The 19,696-nt window shown below is 53.3% G+C and carries 15 protein-coding genes; 2 read left to right on the forward strand and 13 right to left on the reverse strand.

Annotation, left to right across the window (positions count from 1 at the left end):
* Window positions 1-35 precede the first annotated feature (35 nt).
* The 9 genes from ACFQI7_RS02765 to ACFQI7_RS02805 all read right to left on the reverse strand — a co-directional run bounded on the left by ACFQI7_RS02765 (window position 36) and on the right by ACFQI7_RS02805 (window position 12,416).
* Window positions 36-2,282: an extracellular solute-binding protein gene (locus tag ACFQI7_RS02765; protein ID WP_230414616.1), complete on the reverse strand. Its 2,247-nt coding sequence runs from the start codon at window positions 2,280-2,282 to the stop codon at window positions 36-38.
* A gap of 10 nt (window positions 2,283-2,292) precedes the next feature.
* The gene (locus ACFQI7_RS02770) at window positions 2,293-3,783 is read right to left on the reverse strand and encodes a CehA/McbA family metallohydrolase (RefSeq protein ID WP_218096873.1); all 1,491 of its coding nucleotides are present in this window, start codon (window positions 3,781-3,783) and stop codon (window positions 2,293-2,295) included.
* Window positions 3,784-3,824: 41 nt separating this feature from the next.
* Window positions 3,825-4,712, reverse strand: a complete 888-nt coding sequence (locus ACFQI7_RS02775; RefSeq protein ID WP_218096874.1) for an AraC family transcriptional regulator — start codon at window positions 4,710-4,712, stop codon at window positions 3,825-3,827.
* A gap of 56 nt (window positions 4,713-4,768) precedes the next feature.
* On the reverse strand, window positions 4,769-6,106 hold the full coding sequence (locus tag ACFQI7_RS02780; protein ID WP_218096875.1) for an ABC transporter substrate-binding protein: 1,338 nt from the start codon (window positions 6,104-6,106) through the stop codon (window positions 4,769-4,771).
* 375 nt (window positions 6,107-6,481) lie between these two features.
* On the reverse strand, window positions 6,482-8,431 hold the full coding sequence (locus ACFQI7_RS02785; protein ID WP_218096876.1) for an ATP-dependent DNA helicase: 1,950 nt from the start codon (window positions 8,429-8,431) through the stop codon (window positions 6,482-6,484).
* A gap of 100 nt (window positions 8,432-8,531) precedes the next feature.
* Entirely contained in the window at window positions 8,532-9,332 is an 801-nt protein-coding gene (locus ACFQI7_RS02790) for a hypothetical protein (protein ID WP_218096877.1), read from the reverse strand.
* Window positions 9,317-9,946, reverse strand: a complete 630-nt coding sequence (locus tag ACFQI7_RS02795; RefSeq protein ID WP_218096878.1) for a hypothetical protein — start codon at window positions 9,944-9,946, stop codon at window positions 9,317-9,319. Before ACFQI7_RS02795 ends, ACFQI7_RS02790 begins: the two co-directional genes overlap by 16 nt.
* A gap of 200 nt (window positions 9,947-10,146) precedes the next feature.
* The gene (locus ACFQI7_RS02800; protein ID WP_218096879.1) at window positions 10,147-11,028 is read right to left on the reverse strand and encodes an endonuclease/exonuclease/phosphatase family protein; all 882 of its coding nucleotides are present in this window, start codon (window positions 11,026-11,028) and stop codon (window positions 10,147-10,149) included.
* A 32-nt stretch (window positions 11,029-11,060) separates the two neighbouring features.
* Window positions 11,061-12,416, reverse strand: a complete 1,356-nt coding sequence (locus ACFQI7_RS02805; RefSeq protein WP_218096880.1) for an ABC transporter substrate-binding protein — start codon at window positions 12,414-12,416, stop codon at window positions 11,061-11,063.
* 155 nt (window positions 12,417-12,571) lie between these two features.
* Here ACFQI7_RS02805 and ACFQI7_RS02810 point away from each other — a divergent pair, with 155 nt between their 5' ends.
* Window positions 12,572-13,408 (forward strand): AraC family transcriptional regulator, encoded by an 837-nt coding sequence (locus ACFQI7_RS02810; RefSeq protein WP_218096881.1) that lies wholly within the window; start codon window positions 12,572-12,574, stop codon window positions 13,406-13,408.
* 31 nt (window positions 13,409-13,439) lie between these two features.
* Window positions 13,440-14,366 carry a phosphotransferase family protein gene (locus tag ACFQI7_RS02815; protein ID WP_230414598.1) on the forward strand — a complete coding sequence of 309 codons (927 nt, stop codon included), beginning with the start codon at window positions 13,440-13,442 and terminating at the stop codon, window positions 14,364-14,366.
* Window positions 14,367-14,475: 109 nt separating this feature from the next.
* Here the strand turns inward: ACFQI7_RS02815 and ACFQI7_RS02820 are convergent, their stop codons facing one another.
* The 4 genes from ACFQI7_RS02820 to ald form a co-directional block, all read right to left on the reverse strand.
* Window positions 14,476-15,735, reverse strand: a complete 1,260-nt coding sequence (locus ACFQI7_RS02820) for an ABC transporter substrate-binding protein (protein WP_218096882.1) — start codon at window positions 15,733-15,735, stop codon at window positions 14,476-14,478.
* 492 nt (window positions 15,736-16,227) lie between these two features.
* Complete coding sequence (locus ACFQI7_RS02825) at window positions 16,228-17,229, reverse strand: serine hydrolase domain-containing protein (RefSeq protein WP_218096883.1); 1,002 nt, start codon at window positions 17,227-17,229, stop codon at window positions 16,228-16,230.
* A 37-nt stretch (window positions 17,230-17,266) separates the two neighbouring features.
* Complete coding sequence (gene alr, locus ACFQI7_RS02830) at window positions 17,267-18,466, reverse strand: alanine racemase (RefSeq protein WP_218096884.1); 1,200 nt, start codon at window positions 18,464-18,466, stop codon at window positions 17,267-17,269.
* A 27-nt stretch (window positions 18,467-18,493) separates the two neighbouring features.
* Window positions 18,494-19,606: an alanine dehydrogenase gene (ald, locus tag ACFQI7_RS02835; RefSeq protein ID WP_218096885.1), complete on the reverse strand. Its 1,113-nt coding sequence runs from the start codon at window positions 19,604-19,606 to the stop codon at window positions 18,494-18,496.
* Window positions 19,607-19,696 lie beyond the last annotated feature (90 nt).

A 19,696-nucleotide genomic window follows, 5' to 3' on the forward strand; every position in this document is an offset into this window, starting at 1 on the left:
CAATTCGCAAGCGTGCCTCTCTCAAGGCAAACACGCTACGGTTTCGTTTGTGCCGGGAGCTGGGCAGCGATATCCCGGTTCGCCTTGGCCTCCGCGTCCTTGAGTGCCGTCTCCGTATCTTTCTGCTGCAGCACGATGCTGTTAAACGCGCTTGAAATCGCTGAAACCGCCTTCGGGTTATAAGGCGTATACGGCGCGGGTTCGGCATAGCGGACCGGAAGCATCGCTTTCGCATCTTTGCCCTTCAAGTCCGCATTGTCTTGGCCGAACACGTCACGGATCGCCGCGCCTTTAAGCACAGGCGCAATGCCGTTTCTTGCAAGCTGCGTCTGCACTTCATCCGTAGTCATCTGCGCCATGGCTAGAAATGCTTCTTCCTTATGCTTGCTTGTTGCCGATAAAACGAAGTAGACGACATCCGGCTGGGAGCCGATGCCTTTCCGATCCGGAAATTCCGGCAGCTGCGCCGCATCCCACTGCAAGCCTGGTACATTCGCGGCTCTCGGGTAGTCGGAATTCATGGCGATCAGCATCGCGAGCGTTTTTTGCTTTTGAAACAGCCCCGTTTGCGCTGCGCTTTCGAGCAAGTCGGCTGTCGGATCGTAGCCTGGCATTCGGTAGAACGGGATGATCGTATCCAAGTATCGCTTCCAGTTGACATCGGCAATGACAGCCTTATGCGTTGCGGTATCGACGAGAGGATACGAATAGGGGTTCAACTGCATCAAATTCCCGGTCGTTCGTCCGCCTAGTCCCCGATATTGGATGCCATTGTCTTCCTTCGTTAGCCGTCTGGCTGTGTCATACGCTTCTTCCCATACCCAGCCTTCTTTCGGATAAGGAACGCCGAATTTATCGAATAAATCTTTATTGTAGAATATCGTCAAAGCATTGAGACGAAATGGAAGTCCGGGCAGTTTACCGCCCTCGCCCATCTGTTTTACCGCATTGATGGCTACCGGCTCAAACCGTTCCAAGTCAAACGGATGAGAGCTGACCATCCCCGAAATATCGCCGGCCAATTGCCGTTCCTTGATCTGCATCATCGCCGGATGGCTTGTGATAAAAACGTCAACGCCGGTTCCCGTTTTCACCAGATCATCCAACGTAGACCCTTTTTCGTTTTGTATGAAAGTAAAACTGAAGTTCGGATATTTCTTCTGGATGAACTTCCCGTAGCTTTCCATGAAAATCTCGAAGCTCGACCCGGAATACGCATAATAAAAAGTGAGATTCACCTTCGGATCGCTCTGATTTCCCGTACCGCTCGCGCTCGCCGTCTGTGCGGAACGTCCGCTTTTCTCTGGAATCACCTGCATGTCTTTGCCGTTCGACGTGATGAGAATCGTTCCGTTCTCAGCCGTGGAATACACCTGCATGCCCTGCTGCTTCAAATCGTTGGCTAGCCGGATGTTCGAGAACAAATTCGAGCTCATGATCACCACTTTCGGTGCGACTGTACGAAAGAGCTGTGGCGTATTCGATGTCGTCATCCCGTGATGCGGCGCGTGGAGCAAGTCCGCGTGCAGCTTGCTTCCGTACTTGGCAATCAGTTCGACTTCCCGGTCCTTATAAATGTCGCCGGTGAACAGAAAGCTCTGCGCTTTATAGGTCACTTTTAAAACCATCGAGTTCATATTGACGGGGACTTGAAGATCGCGGCCTGTGATTGCCGCAGGCAGCACGCCTTTTTCCGGACTAAGGATCTCCACCATCACATCGCTGCCGAGCGCAAACAACGCGCCTTCCTCCAGAAAGGACAACGGTACGTTTTTTTGATTCATCTCTTTGAGTACGTTTTGGTAATACGCTCCCCATAGGCTGTTCTTTGTGTTGAGCATATAAAATTGCGCTACTTGCTTGGACGAAATGACCGACTCAAAGCCGCCGATGTGGTCAATGTGCGGATGCGTGTTGACCGCGACATCGATTTTCCCGATGCCGAGCCGGTTCAAATGCTGAACGACCTGCCCCCCGGCTTCCGGTAAACCGGCGTCAATCATCATCGTCTTTCCGTCAGGCGTTTGGATGACAATGGCATCGCCGGAATGCACCTTGCCGTCCATATACAAATAACGAATCGTTAGCTGATCCTTGTATTTCTTCACGTCGAACACATCATCCGTATTCACGGGTGATGCCGCCGTCTGCCGTCCAGACCGAACGTCCGAAGGAAGCGAAGAATCGACTATCCACGAACCGGATGACACGGTGAGATACCACACCCCGAGCGCAATAACGACGGAAACAAGAGCAAGCCCCAACCATGCCGGTCCTCTCATCTTCACGCGCTTACTCACTGGCTGATAACGACTGCGCTATCGTGAGCAGCTCCCCCCATGTCTTGATATCCGGTTTCCTGGCGCCGCTATATACCGGATTTGTGAAAGCAACAAGTCTCCCTTCCGCCGAGCGGATGTCCACTCTTCCCCAAACATATGGCTCGTGTCCCCAATCCAATGGAAATTCCAACGTTTCCTCGTTCGTCCTAAGAGGATACTTGGCCGTTATGGTGCCGTTTTCGACCAAATGCAGTTCACACTCCGCCGCACCCCGTACGGTTAGTCGGTAACGCACCAATCCGTCCGTCGAAGCACGGAGGGCATTCGTCAGATCGTCACCCAGCATATACGGCTGGTTCCCCACGGATATGCCGATATCCAGCTCAGGCCCCCGCGACACGTATACGCGCCCGCTGCGGGCGGCTTGCAGAATCGAGGCGGCGGATAGACCATCCGCATAGACGTAATTCGCCGGATCGCCGATGAAAGAAGGCAGCCCCGTTTCCTTATACAGCTCGCTCGGCAGCATATGCGTATCGGAGCCCCCGATGCCCGGGACGCAGTATCCTTCATTCCATAACGTCCCCCATAAAGCAAGCGCTCGCTCGGTGAAGCCGGGACCGCCCGAGCAGTTCGGGCTGTTCATAATCTCCAATGTATCGATGTAAGCAAGCGGCGTTTCCGTATAAAGCCACGAAAAATGCGCCATCATCGGATGGTTGATCGACCGGATCGCTCCAAGCCGTCCCGCTTGTTCCATTAAACGGTTTTGCAATTCCTGTGTGAACACACCGTCTTCCGTCAGTCCTTCCGTCCAATCAAGCCACCGGTTTAATCCGAGCGCGTTCCAGTGGCCTTTCTTCAGCGATGTGAATTCGATTCCGGGAATGACCAACACGCCGCCTTCCGGCCATGAAGCCGGAAGAAGATTATGATCGGTAACTGCGAAGAAATCGAGACCTCTCACATGCGCTTGCCGCATCTGCTGTTCCGGTGACATTTTCCCGTCGGATAACCGCGAATGCGTGTGAAAATCCCCCTTGTACCAGCGGCTGCCGGTTTCTACGCTTTCATTCCAATCGTACCGATTCAGTGCATAACCTCCGCCGGTCTCCCCGCCCGCATCGCACCAGCGGCGCAGCCGTTGGGGTGGAACCGTTAGTTCCGCAGGCGGCATGCCGTCCCCCGCTTCCCACTCGAGGGTGAACGTCTTCGGCGCTTTGAAGGCGAAAGTCAGCTTCCATTCCCCGGCGTCCACAGGTCCGGGTACCCCCATCAAATCCGTGCGGCCCGGATCGCAATGAATGACCGCATGACGATCCTGATAAAAATCAAGATGCGTATAGCGCAGCCTGCCGGCAGGGTCCCACAGCTGCATACAGATCCAGGATCGTTCCCGGTCGTATTCAAACCGGATCGCCAGCCAGTCGCATGCCCGATCGATGCGAAGCGCAACAGCGTTTGCCCCATTTTCCATCGTGGTGACGAATTTATTGTTCATACGTTCATCTCCTGTGCTTATGCCGATCTGGTTTTGTCGCGTTACTGCAGCAAAACTTCCATTTTCTCATAATCGTGAGTCAAGGCTCGCGTTAACGACCGTTCCCGATATTCGACGGGGGACATGCCGGCATTTTTTTTGAACGCGCGATAGAACGATGCGGTGCTTTGAAAGCCGCACTGCAAGTAAATGTCCGTGATCGACCTGTCCGTCTGAAGGAGCAGCCGCTTCGCCTCGTTGACTCTCGTGTGGAGCAAATACGTCTTGAAGCCTTCCCCGATCGTCTCATAGAACAGATGGCGCGTTCTCGACGGACTTAAGGAGAGCTGGGCGGCCACATCTTCCAGGCTCAGCTCCTCGTGATAATTTTTCCGTATATACGTCAATGCCGGCTGGATCGCGTTGTATTTCGAGAGTACGCGGCTTGTTTGCGACAGAATCCGGGTTTCCCTGGAATAGCGGTCGAGCAGCGAGCAGATGAGCAGCAGGACGCTTCTCATAATTTTGGGATAAGCGGTTTGCTTCTGCTGGTTTTCGCGCCAAATTCGCTTCATCAATACCCCGATTTCCTGGGCGATCGGATGCTCGGCGTCAATCCGGTTGTCGAACTCCTCCGGTTTGTAAATGAACGGCATCGTGAGGTCGGGGTCAATCTGTTCCAGCGTCACCATTTCGAACAGCAGGAACAGAAACGTGCTCGGATCTTCCGGCTCGGACACGGCAATATGCCGCTCCAAATGATTGACGACATACACGTCGCCCGGTTGAACCGCGTACGTTTTATCGCCAAAATAAAACCGTCCCTTTCCCGAAAGGCAATACCCGATTTCTATGCAATCATGCCAGTGCGTCGGTTCTACATAAACTTCCGGCGTGTATAAGATGATTCGAAGGGACGATTGTTTGTCGATCGTAAAGTTGATCTTCATCTGGATATGACACCTGCGCTTTCTGCATGCTGTCGTTCAACTGTTACATTCGCTTGTTACTTCGCAGGCTGCGGGCCGTCCATCGTCTCGATGTCTTTGTTCGCTTTCTCTTCCGTTTCCCGCAAAGCCGTATTGGCATCCTTCGTACCCAATATGATATTTCGGAACCCGCCAGCAAGCGGCGCGACCACCTTCGAATTATATTTCGTGTACTGGGTTGGTTCGGCGTATTTTTCCGGTACGAGCGCTTTCTTGTTTTTACCGTTCAAGTCGGGTGCGTCCGCTCCGAACGCATCGCGGATCGCCGGGCTTTTCAGCACGGATGGGTTGCCGAGCCGGCTTCTTTCCAGTTGAACGGCATCGGTCGTCATCTCCGCCATCGCGAGAAACGCCTCGTCCCGGTGCTTGCTATTCGCCGACAGCGCATAATAGACGACATCCGGCTGTGGTCCGACGCCCGGTTTTTCTTTGAATGTAGGGAATGTCGTGACGTCCCAATTGATATCGAGCTTCTGGTATGCCTTCGGGTAATCCGAATTCATTTGCACAAGCATCGCCAAGCTTTTTTCTTTAAAGAACAAATCGTTTTGCTTTGCATCCTGCAGCAATGCCGAGGTAGGCTCGTAGCCGGACATCTGGAACAACGGCGTAAATTTCGCCAAGTACTGCTTCCACATCTCGTTGTTGACCGTTGATTTCTTCGTTCCCGCGTCCACCAGCTTGAGCGACATTTGGTTCAGCTGCAGCAGCTGCCCCCACGTCCGAATACCGAACCCGCGGTAATTGACGCCGCCGTCGACCCTGGTCAATTTCTTCGCCGTTTCGTTCACTTCGTCCCATGTCATCCCGTCTTTCGGGTAGGGAACGCCGAATTTATCGAAGATGTCCTTGTTGTAAAACAGCCCGAGCGTATTGACCTTAAACGGCAGCCCCGGCAGCTTCCCTTCGCCGACCTTCCTTAATCCTTCGATAATCGCAGGGTCAAATCGGCCCAGATCGAACGCGTATTTCTTGACAAGATCGGATATGTCTCCGTCGAGCTCTACGTCTTTAATGGACATCATGCTGGGATTAATGGTTATAAATACGTCGATGTTTGTCTTCGAGGCGATGATGTCTTGCAAGGAGTTGCCTTTCGTGTTCTGGAGAAACTTGAAGGAGAAGTTGGGGTATTTCTTCTGAATAAGACTGCCATGTTCTTTCATAAACTGCTCTTCGTTCGAATCCGCATACATGTAGTAAAAGGTAAGTTCTACCGGTTCCTTGGTTGCCCCCGGCGGATTCGGCGACTTCGGGTCCGCTCCCGGATTCGGAGCGGTTTGTCCGCTGCAAGCTGCGGTCATGGAGAGAATACAAGATAGAGAAGCGATACATTTCAGCATTCGACGTGCCATAGTTCTTCCCCCTCATATGGAATTTATCGGAAAACGGGCTGCACAGCATCACACCGCCCTATTTTCGTTAACGGCTGCCTATCGTTCGGTTTCCCCGCCATTGTTTCTCTCTTCCGACGCGGTATTCGACTTGCAGATGTTCCGCGATCGCCTATCCTGTTCAATACGATTGTAGCAACAATGCTATTTTGTATCGTCTATGCAGCGTCCATTTTATTCTCAAAAACGGCTAAGTTCATTCGGGTAGCTATGCTGATGAGATCTTAAAAAATGATTCCATTCCTCCGGCGATTTTTCCTTTTTGCGGCATATGAAAATGTTGTAAATAAAAAAAAGCACAGCCGTCATCCTCGATGTTCGGCTATGCTTTATCCCTCACTGCTCCAAAAGCGCGACGCCTTCCGGCAGCAGGTTCTCAATATGCTCGCGCAGCTGCGGCTGCTCGTGAAGATCCTCGCTCAAAATCGCAGCCGTCCCCCAGTCGTTGCGGGAACGGATCAATCGTCCTAACCCTTGTCTGAGCCGCAGCAGCATATATGGCAAATCCACTTCTTCGTACGGCGAGGCCGACGACTGCCGCTTCACCATAAAGACGGGGTCCTGCCGAGGCGGAAACGGCAAGGACCAGATGATGACGTTCGACAGCGACGGGCCCGGTACGTCCAGCCCTTCCCACAACGTAACCGCACATAAGATACTTGGCTCGTCGTGCTGGAACGAAGCGATCAAATGACTGATTTCCTTATCGCCCTCGAACAAAAAGCGCATCACCGCGCATTCGGAGTAATAGGCAATTTCCCGTTTGAATCCAAGCAGTTCTTCCTTGCTCGGGAACAGGATCAGCGCTCTTCCTTCCGAACGCTGCAGCAAGCAGGCTGCCGTTTTCATCTTCTCGGAGAAGGTAGCCCTATATGTCCATTTGGGGGCGACGACCTTCATTTGGCGCTCGTATTCATACGGGGAATCCACACTGAACGACAAATAATCGGAAATGCCGAGGCTGTCGGCAACATAGTCGAACGATCCGTTTACGGAAAGCGTCGCGGACGAGAAAATAATCGGCATCGCCGAGGATAACACCCGCTCCCGCATCACTTCCTGCACCGTTCGCGGCATAATGACCAGCGACAAGCCGTTCACGCTCTCCGACGCCCAACAGATCAGCTTCTCGGGCTGATCGAACAATTTCAGCGCCTTCTGCATCATCTCAAGATGCTCCTCGACGATGCGCAGCTGGTACTCGTTGATGGTGAACAGTTCACTCTCAAATACAAGCTCGTCTTCGATCACCGTAAGCACGTCCCTGAACTTGCGGATCTCCTCGAGTAGCTCTTCCTCCAATACAATCCGCTTCCGGTCTGAGCCGGGAATCGCCTCGCTCCGGCTTTCCAGCAAATCGAACAACGTTTCGCTTTGCGCGATCGCATCCTCGATCAGATACGCTAGCGATTCGCGTATTTCTCCTTTTAGCAGCCGGGTAATCAATTCCTCGAACACGACATGCTTCAGTTTATAGGTGAGCGCCTTCTGGGCAGCGGATTCCAGCAAATGTCCTTCATCGAACACGACGGCGCAGTGGTCCGGCAGCATCGGCAGCTGCCCTTTCCGCTTGCGGCTTTCATATGTCCATACATGCTCCATGTAGAAATCATGGGAGCAAATGATAAGATCGGCCGCTTTACGATAGTCGTCCCGGGATAGCGTCTGACCGCATCGATGCCGCTTGTCGCATGCGAAGCAATCCTGGAAGACGTCCCAGCTCATTCGACTCCACTGCGTATCGTTCATGTGCGGATACTGCTTCCGATCGCCGTACGCGTAAAACGACTGCAATCCGTCGCGGGCATGAACGAACTCGGGCAGCTCAATATGCACTTGTTTGTACAGCTCCGCTTCTTCGTGCCCGAGTCTTGCTTCGTCCAGCTTATTGAGGCATACGTATTGATCCGGGGATTTGGCCAGCCTCGCATCGACGGACAATCCCAAATGGCGCTGCAGCTTGGCGATATCCCCCTCCGGCTTGACGAGCTGCTCGATCAAAGATTCGTCCGCACAGGCGATAATGACAGGTTTGCGATGGTAACGGGCGTAGCAAATCGCATACAGCAAATAAACGAGCGTCTTGCCCGTCCCGACCCCCGCTTCGGCGAAAATCGTCTGCTTGTCCGCAAACGCCCGTTCCAATTGAAATGCCATATATATTTGTTCGTCGCGAACCTCAAAGCCGTGTTCCGGCAATACGTCGTACAGTTGATCCGCTATCCACTCACCCGCTTGACGTACATAAGGATAAGAATGATCAAAGGCAAAAGGATATCGTTCCACAGGTTACACGGCCCCCAATAATGGTTATCTATTCGATCATCCGAAACAACGAAACAAAAGCTATTATGGCACGAACGCTGCGCAAAAGCAATGAGAGCCCCTATTCAGGGCTCTCATGGTCATGGCTTGCTTCCAACTGCTGCGGCTTGCCTCTTGATGCGAGAAAGATCATTTTCTCGGTAAGCCGGACGCTTTCGCCGCTGCCAAGCTTCGTAATCCGGTTATCCGCCGTGTTAAGCATGTACACTTCGCCAGTGCCGTCCGCATACACGTTGCCCTTTACGGAGCCGTACTGCTTTGTAACCGTCCCGTCCGGCCCGATCCGGTATATATCGCGGGCGATATCGTCTGCGGCAGAATCTTCCTGCGAAGCGAGCACGATCACCGAACCGTCGTCAGGTGTGGATAACACTTGCAGCGCTTTCGCGCCTAGTCGTTCATTCATCAGCTGAGTGTTGCCGTCCTTATTGATGTGAAGAAGATGCTTTTCGGTCCAATGATAGTGATGCGCTTCGCTGTACTTTTGTGCGCTCGTCACCCAATACGACCCGTCAGGGTTATCCTTTTTCCGGTACATCTCATAATCATCCCGCTTTGTCGCTTGCGTGCCCTTCACAAGATACAGAGCGGTACTGTTCGGCAAACCGGCGGACACGCTGACGAGCCGCATGGAGTCGTCAGTGCCAAGGGGAAGGACCGTATCTTCAAGAAATACGTTTTTGATCGTCAAGTTATAACCTTCCTGATTCAACCGATCCAAGGCGGGCTGTACGGACAGCAATTCCAATTGATCCAGCATGACGCGGTTTCCGTCGAGCCGGGTCTGATTCGACTGGACGCCGATGTCAGGCGTGAATCGAATATCCTGCATCATTTTGTTGTTTTTTACTGCATCCTCCATCGCTTCATTATTTCCCTTGAACGATTCCAACGTCCCTGCAGCGATTTATTGATCCGCAGCGTTCCGTAAATGTTGGTGCCAATGTACAGAGCATTATCGTCGTCCAACGAAATGCGGCTCATGAGGTTGCCGTGGCCACCTGCGATTAAGCCGAACCCGTCTTCAGGATTCCAGTCCGTCGTCCAATCGAATTCATCATGGGCAAACCGCCATGTCAGCGGAAAATACGTAATATCGCGAAACGATAATATCGGATACGGTTCGTTCGCATTAACGATGGTATGTCCGTTGACCATAATCGGATAATCAGCGACGGTCGCCTTGTAATTGCGGTTCATGTCATTCGATTCGGGAGCAGGCGGTTCGTAGGTCGGAACGTAAGCTCCTTTTAGTCCGCGCGAAATGGAGAGACCTTCTTCTTCGTTCCATTCAACGCTGAGGTTCAAACGAACCCCGTTATTCCATGTCATCGGCACGTAGACGATGTCTTTATACACGATCGGCGGTGCGGGCAGACGCACCGTCACTTCTTTCGCCGCAGCGTTTGCCGGGACAACGGAGGAAACGGATATAACGGCCATTAGGGCCGCGGTGGTAAACGCCAGCTTTTTCATTCGGATGGAGCGCCTCCCCGAGACAGAGCATTTTTATAAAAAGTAAGACGCACGGATCGGTCGTAAGGTTGCGGCCCGAACGAGAACACCCCACGAATCGGACGCACTATGTCGCATCCTCACCATGGGGTGTCACTATTATTCAATTCCGCTTATGTAACCATCCCTCGACCTTGCCCTGGCAGGCGATGTTGATCCAATTATTTCACATTCACAGCCGTTTTATTCAGCACGATATCGGTCATAACCGGATAATGGTCGCTCGGATATTCTCCGTTCAGTTGAAAGGTAACCTTCTCGCTGCGTTTGACCGATACGTCGCCGCGATACAAAATCCAGTCGATCGTATCCGTGCCGCCGCCTTTGTAATTGTGGAACGTGCCTGTCGCATGATTCACCCGCTCGCTTGCTTCCAGGACGGCATCTTTCATTTTCCCGTTCACCGTGAAGTATTTGTACGGCGCGCTGCCTACGGGTGCGTTGAAATCACCGGTCAAAAATACCGGTACGTTCGGCTCGAATGTTTCCATTGTCTTCACGATCAGCTCCGCGCTTCGCTGACGCGCCGTTTCGGACTGGTGATCGAGATGCGTATTCACCGCGTAAAACTTCGATTGATTCGTCAAGTCCTCGAACAGCACCCACGTCACCATCCGCACGTAGTTGTTGCCCCAGCTTTTGGAGCCGGGCACATCCGGCGTATCCGACAGCCAAAAATGGTTTTGCTTCAACGGTTTGAAGCGCGTTTTGTTATAGAAGATCGCCATAAATTCCCCTTGGTTGCCTCCGTCGCGACCTGCGCCGATCCATTTGTAATCGGGCAAACCGACCTCCAGATCGGTCAGTTGGTTATGGAGTCCCTCCTGCGTGCCGATAATATCCGGTTTTTCTTTGTTCACCAGCGCTTTGGCGACGGCCCAACGCTTCTCCCACGGATGCGTGTCTTTGGCTGCAGCCGTTCGCAGATTGAAGGTCATGACCCGAACCGGATTCGCGCCGGTCGAAGCCGGCTTTTCATTCGTACAGCCGGTTACGGCTGTAATGCCGAGCACGACGGTTAAAAATATTCCTCGTTTTATCATTAGGTGATAACCTCCTGCAACTGAAGCTGTTGCTATTTAATCGCTTCCGACGCAATCGCCTTATCGGCTTCCTCTTGCGCATCCCGAAGAGCGGTGTTGACGTCTTTCTTGTTCAGCGCGACGCTCGATCCCGCTTTGTTGACGATGTTGGATACCGGCACGTCATAATCGGACGGCGTGATGCCCGCCATTTTCGATTTGAGCGCAGCCGTCAAATTTTTGCCTTTCATGACGGAAAGATTTTCGCCGAACTGCTTTTTCATGACTTCATTGTTCAATGCGGTCATTCTGGCGTTTTTCGTCATATTCAGCTGAAGCTCTTCCGAAGTGAGGTAGCGGATGATGTCAAACACCAGTTCCTTATGCTTGCTCGTCGGGGATACCATCATCAGATGGAAATCGACCCGGCGACCGATCCCGGGCGCATCCGCGAAGCTCGGATACGTCGTCATGTCCCAGTTCATCGGCTTGCCCTTATCCGCCAAATCCGTAAGCGTCCCCAAGGCCGAGTCCGCCCAGTTCGTATACATCGCCGTCGTTTGGTCCTGGAAAAACGTTTTGGTGTCCGTCGGAAGCTTGTCGGCCGTTTCCGTCGCGCCCGGAACCTCATATAACTGCTTGAGGACCCCAAGCGCTTTTTTCCACTGTTCGGTTTGCAGCGTCGCTTTCTTCGTCTTGTTATCGGCATAAGCGAGCGCCAATTGATCGCCGAACTGCTTGGCAACCGGAGAGATGATGCCGCGGAATTGAACGCCGTTATCCATACGTACTAGCTGTTTCTGCAAGGCGATGATGTCGTCCCAAGTGGATTGATCTTTCGGATACGGCACGCCGAACTTATCGAATATATCTTTGTTGTAAAACAGAGGCGCAAAGTTCAGGGAAAACGGAACGGCGTATGTGTTGCCGTCATCGCTGTATTTGCTTAACGCTTCCAGAATCGCCGGGTCGAAACGCTTCATATCGAACTTCGTTTTCTGGATCATCGGCGTTAAATTTTCCTGCATTTTCAATTGTTTAAAGATCGGCAGCGAATAGTTGCTCGTATAGATCAGGTCCGGATTTTCGCCGGAGACGAGAATATTCTCCGCCGACAACGGGCCGGTCAGTCCGCTGTAAATGAACTTGAGCGTGACGTTCGGATATTTCTTTTGCAGCGGCTGCACAAAATATTGATCGTACTCCTTGTCGCTAAGACCGGCGTAAAAACGATAAAACGTTAAAGTGATCGGCTCGGTAACCACCGGCTTATCGGAAGCCGGGTCGCTCGCCGCAGGAGCGGCGGCTTCTTCCTTCGGCTTTTCTGCGGTGCTGCCGCACCCGGCAAGCGATGCGCCGAGCATGACTAACGCAAGCGACATCCCTAATGTTTTTTGGACCGATTTCATCTTTGATTCCCCCATGTTCGTGTTCATTTAGCTGCATTCGTGATACTGTAATGCGTTTCAAGCTTAGGTTCATTCTAAATGAACGTTGCGTTGCCGGTAAATAATCGATAGTATAAAATATATCAACTATTCTGCTATTAATTTAGGGTGATTGCATGAAACCGGAAGTGCTGCTCTGCGGCTGCACCTTTCATACGAAACGATTCTACCAGTCTCACGCCGACCCGGGTCTGAGCAGTTACTTGATTCGGCTGCAGACGGAAGGAACTTGCACCGTGATCGTGGAAGGCCGCGAATACAAACTGGTGCCCGGCGATTTGCTGCTGCTTCGGCCCGGTACCGTATACGAGCTGCGGATTGAAGAGGAAGCGGCAAACACGGCTTTGGAGGAGACTCCGCGAATCATCAGCGGGGACTATTATATGTTCGCGCAGGGAGAATGGCTGGATGCGTGGTGGAACGGCACCGAGAAGCCGTGGCGCGTGAAGATCGAGCCGAATGATGCGATATTGTCCTTGTGGAAGCAAATTATTTTGGAAAAATGCCGAATCAAGGAAGATAATTTCGAGCTGATCTCCCATCTGATGCGTGCGCTATGCTTGTACCTGGAACGGATCATCTCCGAGACGAGTCCTGCATACCATAAGCCTTACATGGCTGCACGCATGAAGCGTTACGTCGAAGCGCATGCGATCGAAACGTTCACGGTCGAAGAAGTGGCCAAATACGTCGGTCTTAGCGTTTCCCGGGCCGCCCACTTGTTCAAGGAAAGCTACGGAAAAACAATGATCCAGTATGCGATGGATATACGCCTCACGGGAGCGGTGGACCGGATGAACTATACGAACATGACGCTCGGGCAAATATCCGACAGCTGCGGTTTCCGGAGCTATACGTTTTTTCATAAGGCGTTCAAGGAAAAGTACGGCGTCACCCCGGCGGTATTCCGCAGCAACATTCGGGAGATGCAGCTGTCGGCGCGCGACAAATAGTTTATATGGAAAGGAATGGAATACATACCTCATGATTGAAAACGAACTCCCCGACCGGCTCCTGCAATGGGTTGTCCGGTCCGTAAATCCACATGCCGCCGTTGTGTCGATTCGTCAATTGCATGGCGGAACCTCGTCGACCATCCACTGCATCTCGCTGCAATTCAATGACAAGGTAACCGATTACGTGCTGCGTCAGCTCGATAACGAGGAATGGCTGCAGGAAGAGCCGGATGCGGCTTGGCACGAGGCGGAAAGTCTCCGTTGGGCGGCCAAGACCTGCCTGAACACGCCGCAAATCGTCGCTTATGACATATCGGGAAGCGAGTGCGGCATACCGGCCGTACTGATGACATTGCTAGAAGGATCGGTGGACCTTAACCCTCAGCGGATGGAACCGTGGCTGGACGGATTGGCGCAAACGCTCGTGAACATTCATGCGGTGGAAGCAGACCGCTTCAGTTGGAACTATTTCACGTACATCGACCTGGACTCGTTGGAAATCCCGGCATGGTCGAACGCACCCGAGATGTGGGGCGCCGTCTTCGAAATCGTGAGAGGGCCTCGTCCCGAAACGAAGCCTTGCTTCATTCACCGCGATTACCATCCGGCGAATGTGCTGTGGAGCGGCGGTGCCGTCAGCGGCGTCGTCGATTGGGTGAACGCTTGCCAAGGACCGGCCGGGATCGACATTGGCCATTGCCGGGTCGATTTGGCGAAGCTGTTTGGCATAGAAGCAGCCGACGCATTCCTGTCCGCGTATGAGCGGTACGCCGGGCCGGCATTCCGCTACGATCCGTATTGGGATCTGCTCTCCGTGGTGGATACGCTGTTCGGACCGCCCACCGTCGATGAAGGCTGGACGGCATTCGGCGTGACCGGACTGACGGACAGGCTGATGGAGGAGCGGCTGGAGTTATACACGGCCAGCCTCCTTAAACGAACAGAGGGAAAGTGACGTTGGCCTCATCCCTTGCGTTCTCATACAATAACAAAGAAGACTGCTTCGGAATGTGTTCCGCTGCAGTCTTCTGTCTTAACCGGGCATGGTCATGGGCCGTGGCGCGTTATTGCTTCATCAATTCGGCGATTTTTTTGTCGGCGGCCTCCTGCGTTTCCCTGAGAACCGTGTTAATGTCCTTTTTATTGATGGCCATTTCCTTGCGCATGGCGCGAATCAGATTTTGCACTTCTTTATCGTAGCGGTTCGGCTGCGCAACCGGAGAAGATTTGTATTTGAAGATGCTTGCCGTATTTTTGCTTTTGAGCGACGGGTTATCCGTGCCGAATGCCTTGATAACCTCCGGGTCGTTTAGCACGGTGACCCTCGAGCTTCTGCTCATCGCCATTTGCTGTTCTCGGGACGTTACAAGCTGGATCACCTGCATTGCTTGTTCTTTATAAGGGCTGTTTTTCGTAATGAGCAAAATATCGGTCAACGTGTGACGTCCTTTTCCGGCTTTATCTTCGAAATTCGGTATCGTGACCATATCCCAATTCGAAGCCACGCCATCCTTTTCCGCTTGAAGGAAGTCGCTGATCAGTTTGGACGCCCAATCCGCCATCATCGCCACTCTTTTCTCTCCAATAAATCCTTCCGGACCGTACGCGTACGTCTTCCCCGATACAAAACCCGGCTGCTCGTACACTTTCTGGAACAATTCGAGCGTCTTCCTGTAAAGCGGTATGTCAACGAGTGCTTTATTCGTCTTCGGATCTACAAATGGCTGCGTGTATGGGCTTACATACACATCGGGATATCGTGGGTCCCAACCGATATATTGCACGCCGTCCTGCATTCGGGTCAGCTTGCGGGACAGTTCGAGCACATCGCTCCATAGCAAATCGTCCTTCGGATAAGGAACGCCGAACTTGCCGAAAAGGTCTTTGTTGTAAAATAACGCTCCTGCATTCAAGCTGTACGGAATCCCTTGCAGCTCCTTCCCTTTCGGATCGAGATTACGCACCGCTTGAATCGTCTCCGGTACGAACTTGCGCAGGTCGAGTTTTGATTTGGAGACCAAATCGGTTAAATCCATCGGAAGATCCGCGTCCTGCAGCCGCATATGCCAATCGTTATCGGATACGATCAAATCGGGAACATTGCCGGAAACGATGAGCTGATCCAATTTCCCCGTAACCTTCTCAAGTGTAATGTGCGGATATTTCTTTTTCACCGGTTCATAAAAAATCGTTTGAAACTCGAGATCCGACAGTCTTACCGCATTGACAAGCAGCTTTAACGTGACCGGTTGCGTAGATACCGTTTGATCGAAATCCGCAGCTTGGGTTACTTCTTCCTGCTTTGCAGGTGCACACCCGGCCAATTACAACATGACGAGGCTAGGCAGCCATGCCATTGGTTTTAATTGTTGTTCATATGGTTCCTCCCCATGATCGTTTCGATTTCCAACCATACCATACCCCTTGCTTCTCGCATGACGGGGCAAACCCGGATGAACGTACAATCCGCACAGCGCGGTCGTTTTTTTCGCATCTCCCCCCCGGTCGGACATTCCCAAAGCGTCCCCGCTTCAGGCTATCGTAACTTGGTTAAACCATATATCGGGTCGATCTTTGATGTGCGGAATTTCATTATGAACATTCGCTCATTTTATACCATTTGTTCATTCGAGTAATATATTACCATACAATCCAATAGGTGTAACCGTTTTCCGATGCAAAGTGACAAAAACAAAAAAAAGCTTCTGAATCGAAGCTTTTCGATGAAGTTACATATTTGTGCGTATAAGCCTGGAGATCGCCATTCCAGTTAACGCTGAAAAGATGTAATATTTCAATAAACCGCAAGTTTTCGCTTAATCCTTACTGTCGCAACAAAGACGGAACGTCCGGTCGAGTATGTCGTTTTCTTTCGTATGATCATGGTTGCTGAGCATAACGACGGTCAGTCGCTCGGCAGGATACTGTCTGAATTTGCACCAATATCCCGGCAGCCAGCCGCCGTGCCCGAAGCTGTTCCCGTAGATCGACCAGCCGTAGCCGTAATGACGGCCCGGGCTAGCCGGCGCATGCGGCGAGAAGATGAGCGCAAGCGTGTCCGCACTCACCAGCCGCGTCGTGCGCAGCGCCTCCTCCCAGCGCAGCAAATCCGCCGCCGTCGAATACATGTGGCCCGAAGCTTTGAAATTTTCGATTTCAAAGTAGGTCGCTTTGACGAGGCGCCCGTCCGTTCCCTCGGACTGGGTATACCCCGATGCCAGGCCGGCGACGATGGTTTGCGCCTTCCCGAACCCCGTATCGTTCATCCCGAGCGGTTCCAATATCCGTGCTCGAAGAAAGTCGCTGTAGCTTGTGCCGGACGTCCGCTCGATGACCATGCCGAGCAGATTGTAGCCGGTGTTGCAATATTTCCAGCCGGTACCCGGTTCAAAGTCAAGAGGCAGCCCTTCGACCAGCTCCAAAATGTGCTGATCGCGGTAAAGCAGCTTTTGCTTCTGCACCTGAAAATCCCCCAACAGCTCAAAATCCGGGAGACCCGATGTATGGGTCAACAACTGGTGAAGCGTGATCCGCTCATCAACTTGCGTTACTTCCGGCAGGCAGGCGCGAACGCTTTGATTCAGTTCCAGCTTGCCCGCTTCCTTCAGCATCAGTACGGCCATCGCCGTCATCGGCTTGGTGATCGAGGCAATGTAAAACTTGGTATCCGTGCGCACCGGAACCCGATGCTCGTAATTGGCCGTTCCGTAGGCTTGCTGAAATACGATTTCACCGGCACGGGCGACGGCAATGACGCCGCTGTACTGCTGTTCCTTCACATAGTCGGCAAAATGCGCCGATAATTGTTCCGTTCGCAATCATGCACGCTCCTCTCGCTTAGATCAAAAGACAAGCTTAAATCGACAAGCTTTCCGTATATAAAAGCGCGTTTGCGGCACGAACCGGTTTCCCGTGCCGCATATACAGACGCGGAACTCTTTTGCCTAGCAAGCATGCTACCTCATAATGAATCGTTCGCATGGTTGCCGCCACCTGGCCGAGCGATACGAACGCCGGCCCCGACCCGCCGAATAACGTCACTTCATCCCCTTCGGCTACGCCGGGGACGTCCGTAACGTCTAGCATCGTCTGATCCATGCAGATTGTGCCTGCAATAGGCGTGCAGGCTCCGCGAACGTACACGCGGCCTTGATTGGACAGCGCCCGCGACAAGCCGTCGGCGTATCCGACCGGAATCGTCGCGATCAATCGCTCCTGCTCCGAGCGGAAGGTGCAGCCGTAACTGACCGGCTGCCGCGGCGCAATCGTTCGCAGCGCGATGATGCGGCTCTTCAGATGAAGTGCCTGCTCCAAGGGATTAGCAGCTTCTTCATCCGCTTGATCGTACGGCGGCAAACCGTACAGGCCGATACCAATGCGGACCATATCCAGATGCATGTCCGGAAACCGGAGCGCGGCCGCGCTGTTGCAGCAATGACGAAGCGGCGGTACGGCAAGGCCATCGCTGAGAAGCTCCCGGACAAAGGCTGTAAATTGTCCGAACTGCTTGCGGGTGTAAGCGTCGTCCGCAATGTTATCCGCGTCCGCAAAATGCGTGAACAACCCTTCGACCACGACCGCCGGTGAACGCGACGCTTCGCGGATCAGTGTTGCCGCTTCCTCATACGTGCCTACGCCAAGTCTGCTCATCCCCGTATCGATCTTGATATGGATGACGGCCGTCCGTTTCCAACGCTGCGCGGAAGCAACTGCCTGCTCCAGCACATCTTGCGAGCAGACGGTTATTGCAATGCCGTGCTTAACGGCGGCTTCAACGGAGCGCGGCGGGGTGTAGCCGAGGACAAGAATCGGATGGCCGATGCCGGCCGCCCTCAACTGCAGCGCCTCGTCCACATACGCAACGCCCAAATAGTCGGCTCCGGCCTCCATCGACGTCCGCGCCACTTCCACCGCGCCGTGCCCGTAGCCGTCCGCCTTGACGACAGCCATCAGCTTGCAGGAAGGCTCAAGTTTCCGCTTAAATAATGTAACGTTGCGATATATCGCATCGAGCGATATTTCTGCCCATGTGTCTCTGTAACTGCTCTCCAGCATACCGTCTCTCACCCTCGCCTTAAGCGCTTATCCCGCTTGATCGACAGGGACGAAGACGTATCCGAGATCTTTGGCTACCGTCGCATGCGTTATCGTTCCGCCCATCACGTTGACCCCAGTGCGCAAAGCCGCATTGCTCCTTATCGCTTCCGTCACGCCCCGTCCGGCGATTTCCAGCCCGTAAGGAAGCGTTGCGTTCGTCAGCGCCAGCGTCGAAGTTCTCGGCACCGCTCCTGGCATGTTGGCGACGGCATAATGAAGCACCCCATGCTTCACAAACACAGGATCGTCATGCGTCGTGATCCGGTCTACCGTTTCGAAGATGCCCCCTTGGTCCACGGCGACGTCTACGATCACCGAACCCGGGCTCATGGCCTGAATCATGTCCGCGGTGACCAGCTTCGGCGCTTTGGCGCCCGGAATGAGCACCGCACCGATGACCAGGTCGGACCCCGCAACGGCTTCCGCGATTTGCGACGAATTGGACATCAGCGTTTGAATCGAGGAACCGAAGATGTCGTCCAAATAACGAAGCCGTTCCGGGTTCACGTCGATAATGCTGACATCGGCGCCGAGCCCAAGCGCGATTTTGGCCGCGTTGATGCCGACGACGCCTCCGCCGATGATGGTAATTTTGCCGCGGCTGACCCCGGGCACGCCGCCGAGCAGCAGTCCTTTGCCGCCTCGGGACTTCTCGAGGAATTGCGCCCCGATCTGCGCCGACATCCGGCCGGCAATCTCGCTCATCGGTACGAGCAGCGGGAGCGTGCGGTTCCACTCCACCGTCTCATAAGCGATTGCGGTCACCTGCTTGTCCGTCAACGCGCGAGCGAGCGCCGGCTCCGCCGCAAGATGCAAGTACGTAAACAAGACAAGTCCTTTGCGGAAGTACGCGTATTCGGAAGGAAGCGGCTCCTTCACTTTCATGATCATATCGGCGCTTGCCCACACGTCGGCCGCTTTCTCAACGAGTTTCGCACCGGCTGCCGCATACTGATTGTCAGGGAAGCTGCTCCCTGCTCCGGCTCCCTGTTCCACCCATACTTCGTGGCCGCTGCGCACGAATGCCGCAGCGCCGGCCGGCGTTAATGCGACGCGATATTCGTTGTTTTTGATTTCCTTCGGCAATCCGATTCTCATGGAAGTATCCCCCTCGTTTGTTCTTTACTTCAAAAGTATAGAACGCGAGGAAACGGAACGCTTCGTGTAAAAATGACAAAAGTTGCCGAC

Origin of the sequence: Paenibacillus allorhizosphaerae, assembly GCF_042659105.1 — a bacterium.
GTDB classification, from domain to species: Bacteria; Bacillota; Bacilli; order Paenibacillales; family NBRC-103111; genus Paenibacillus_G; species Paenibacillus_G allorhizosphaerae.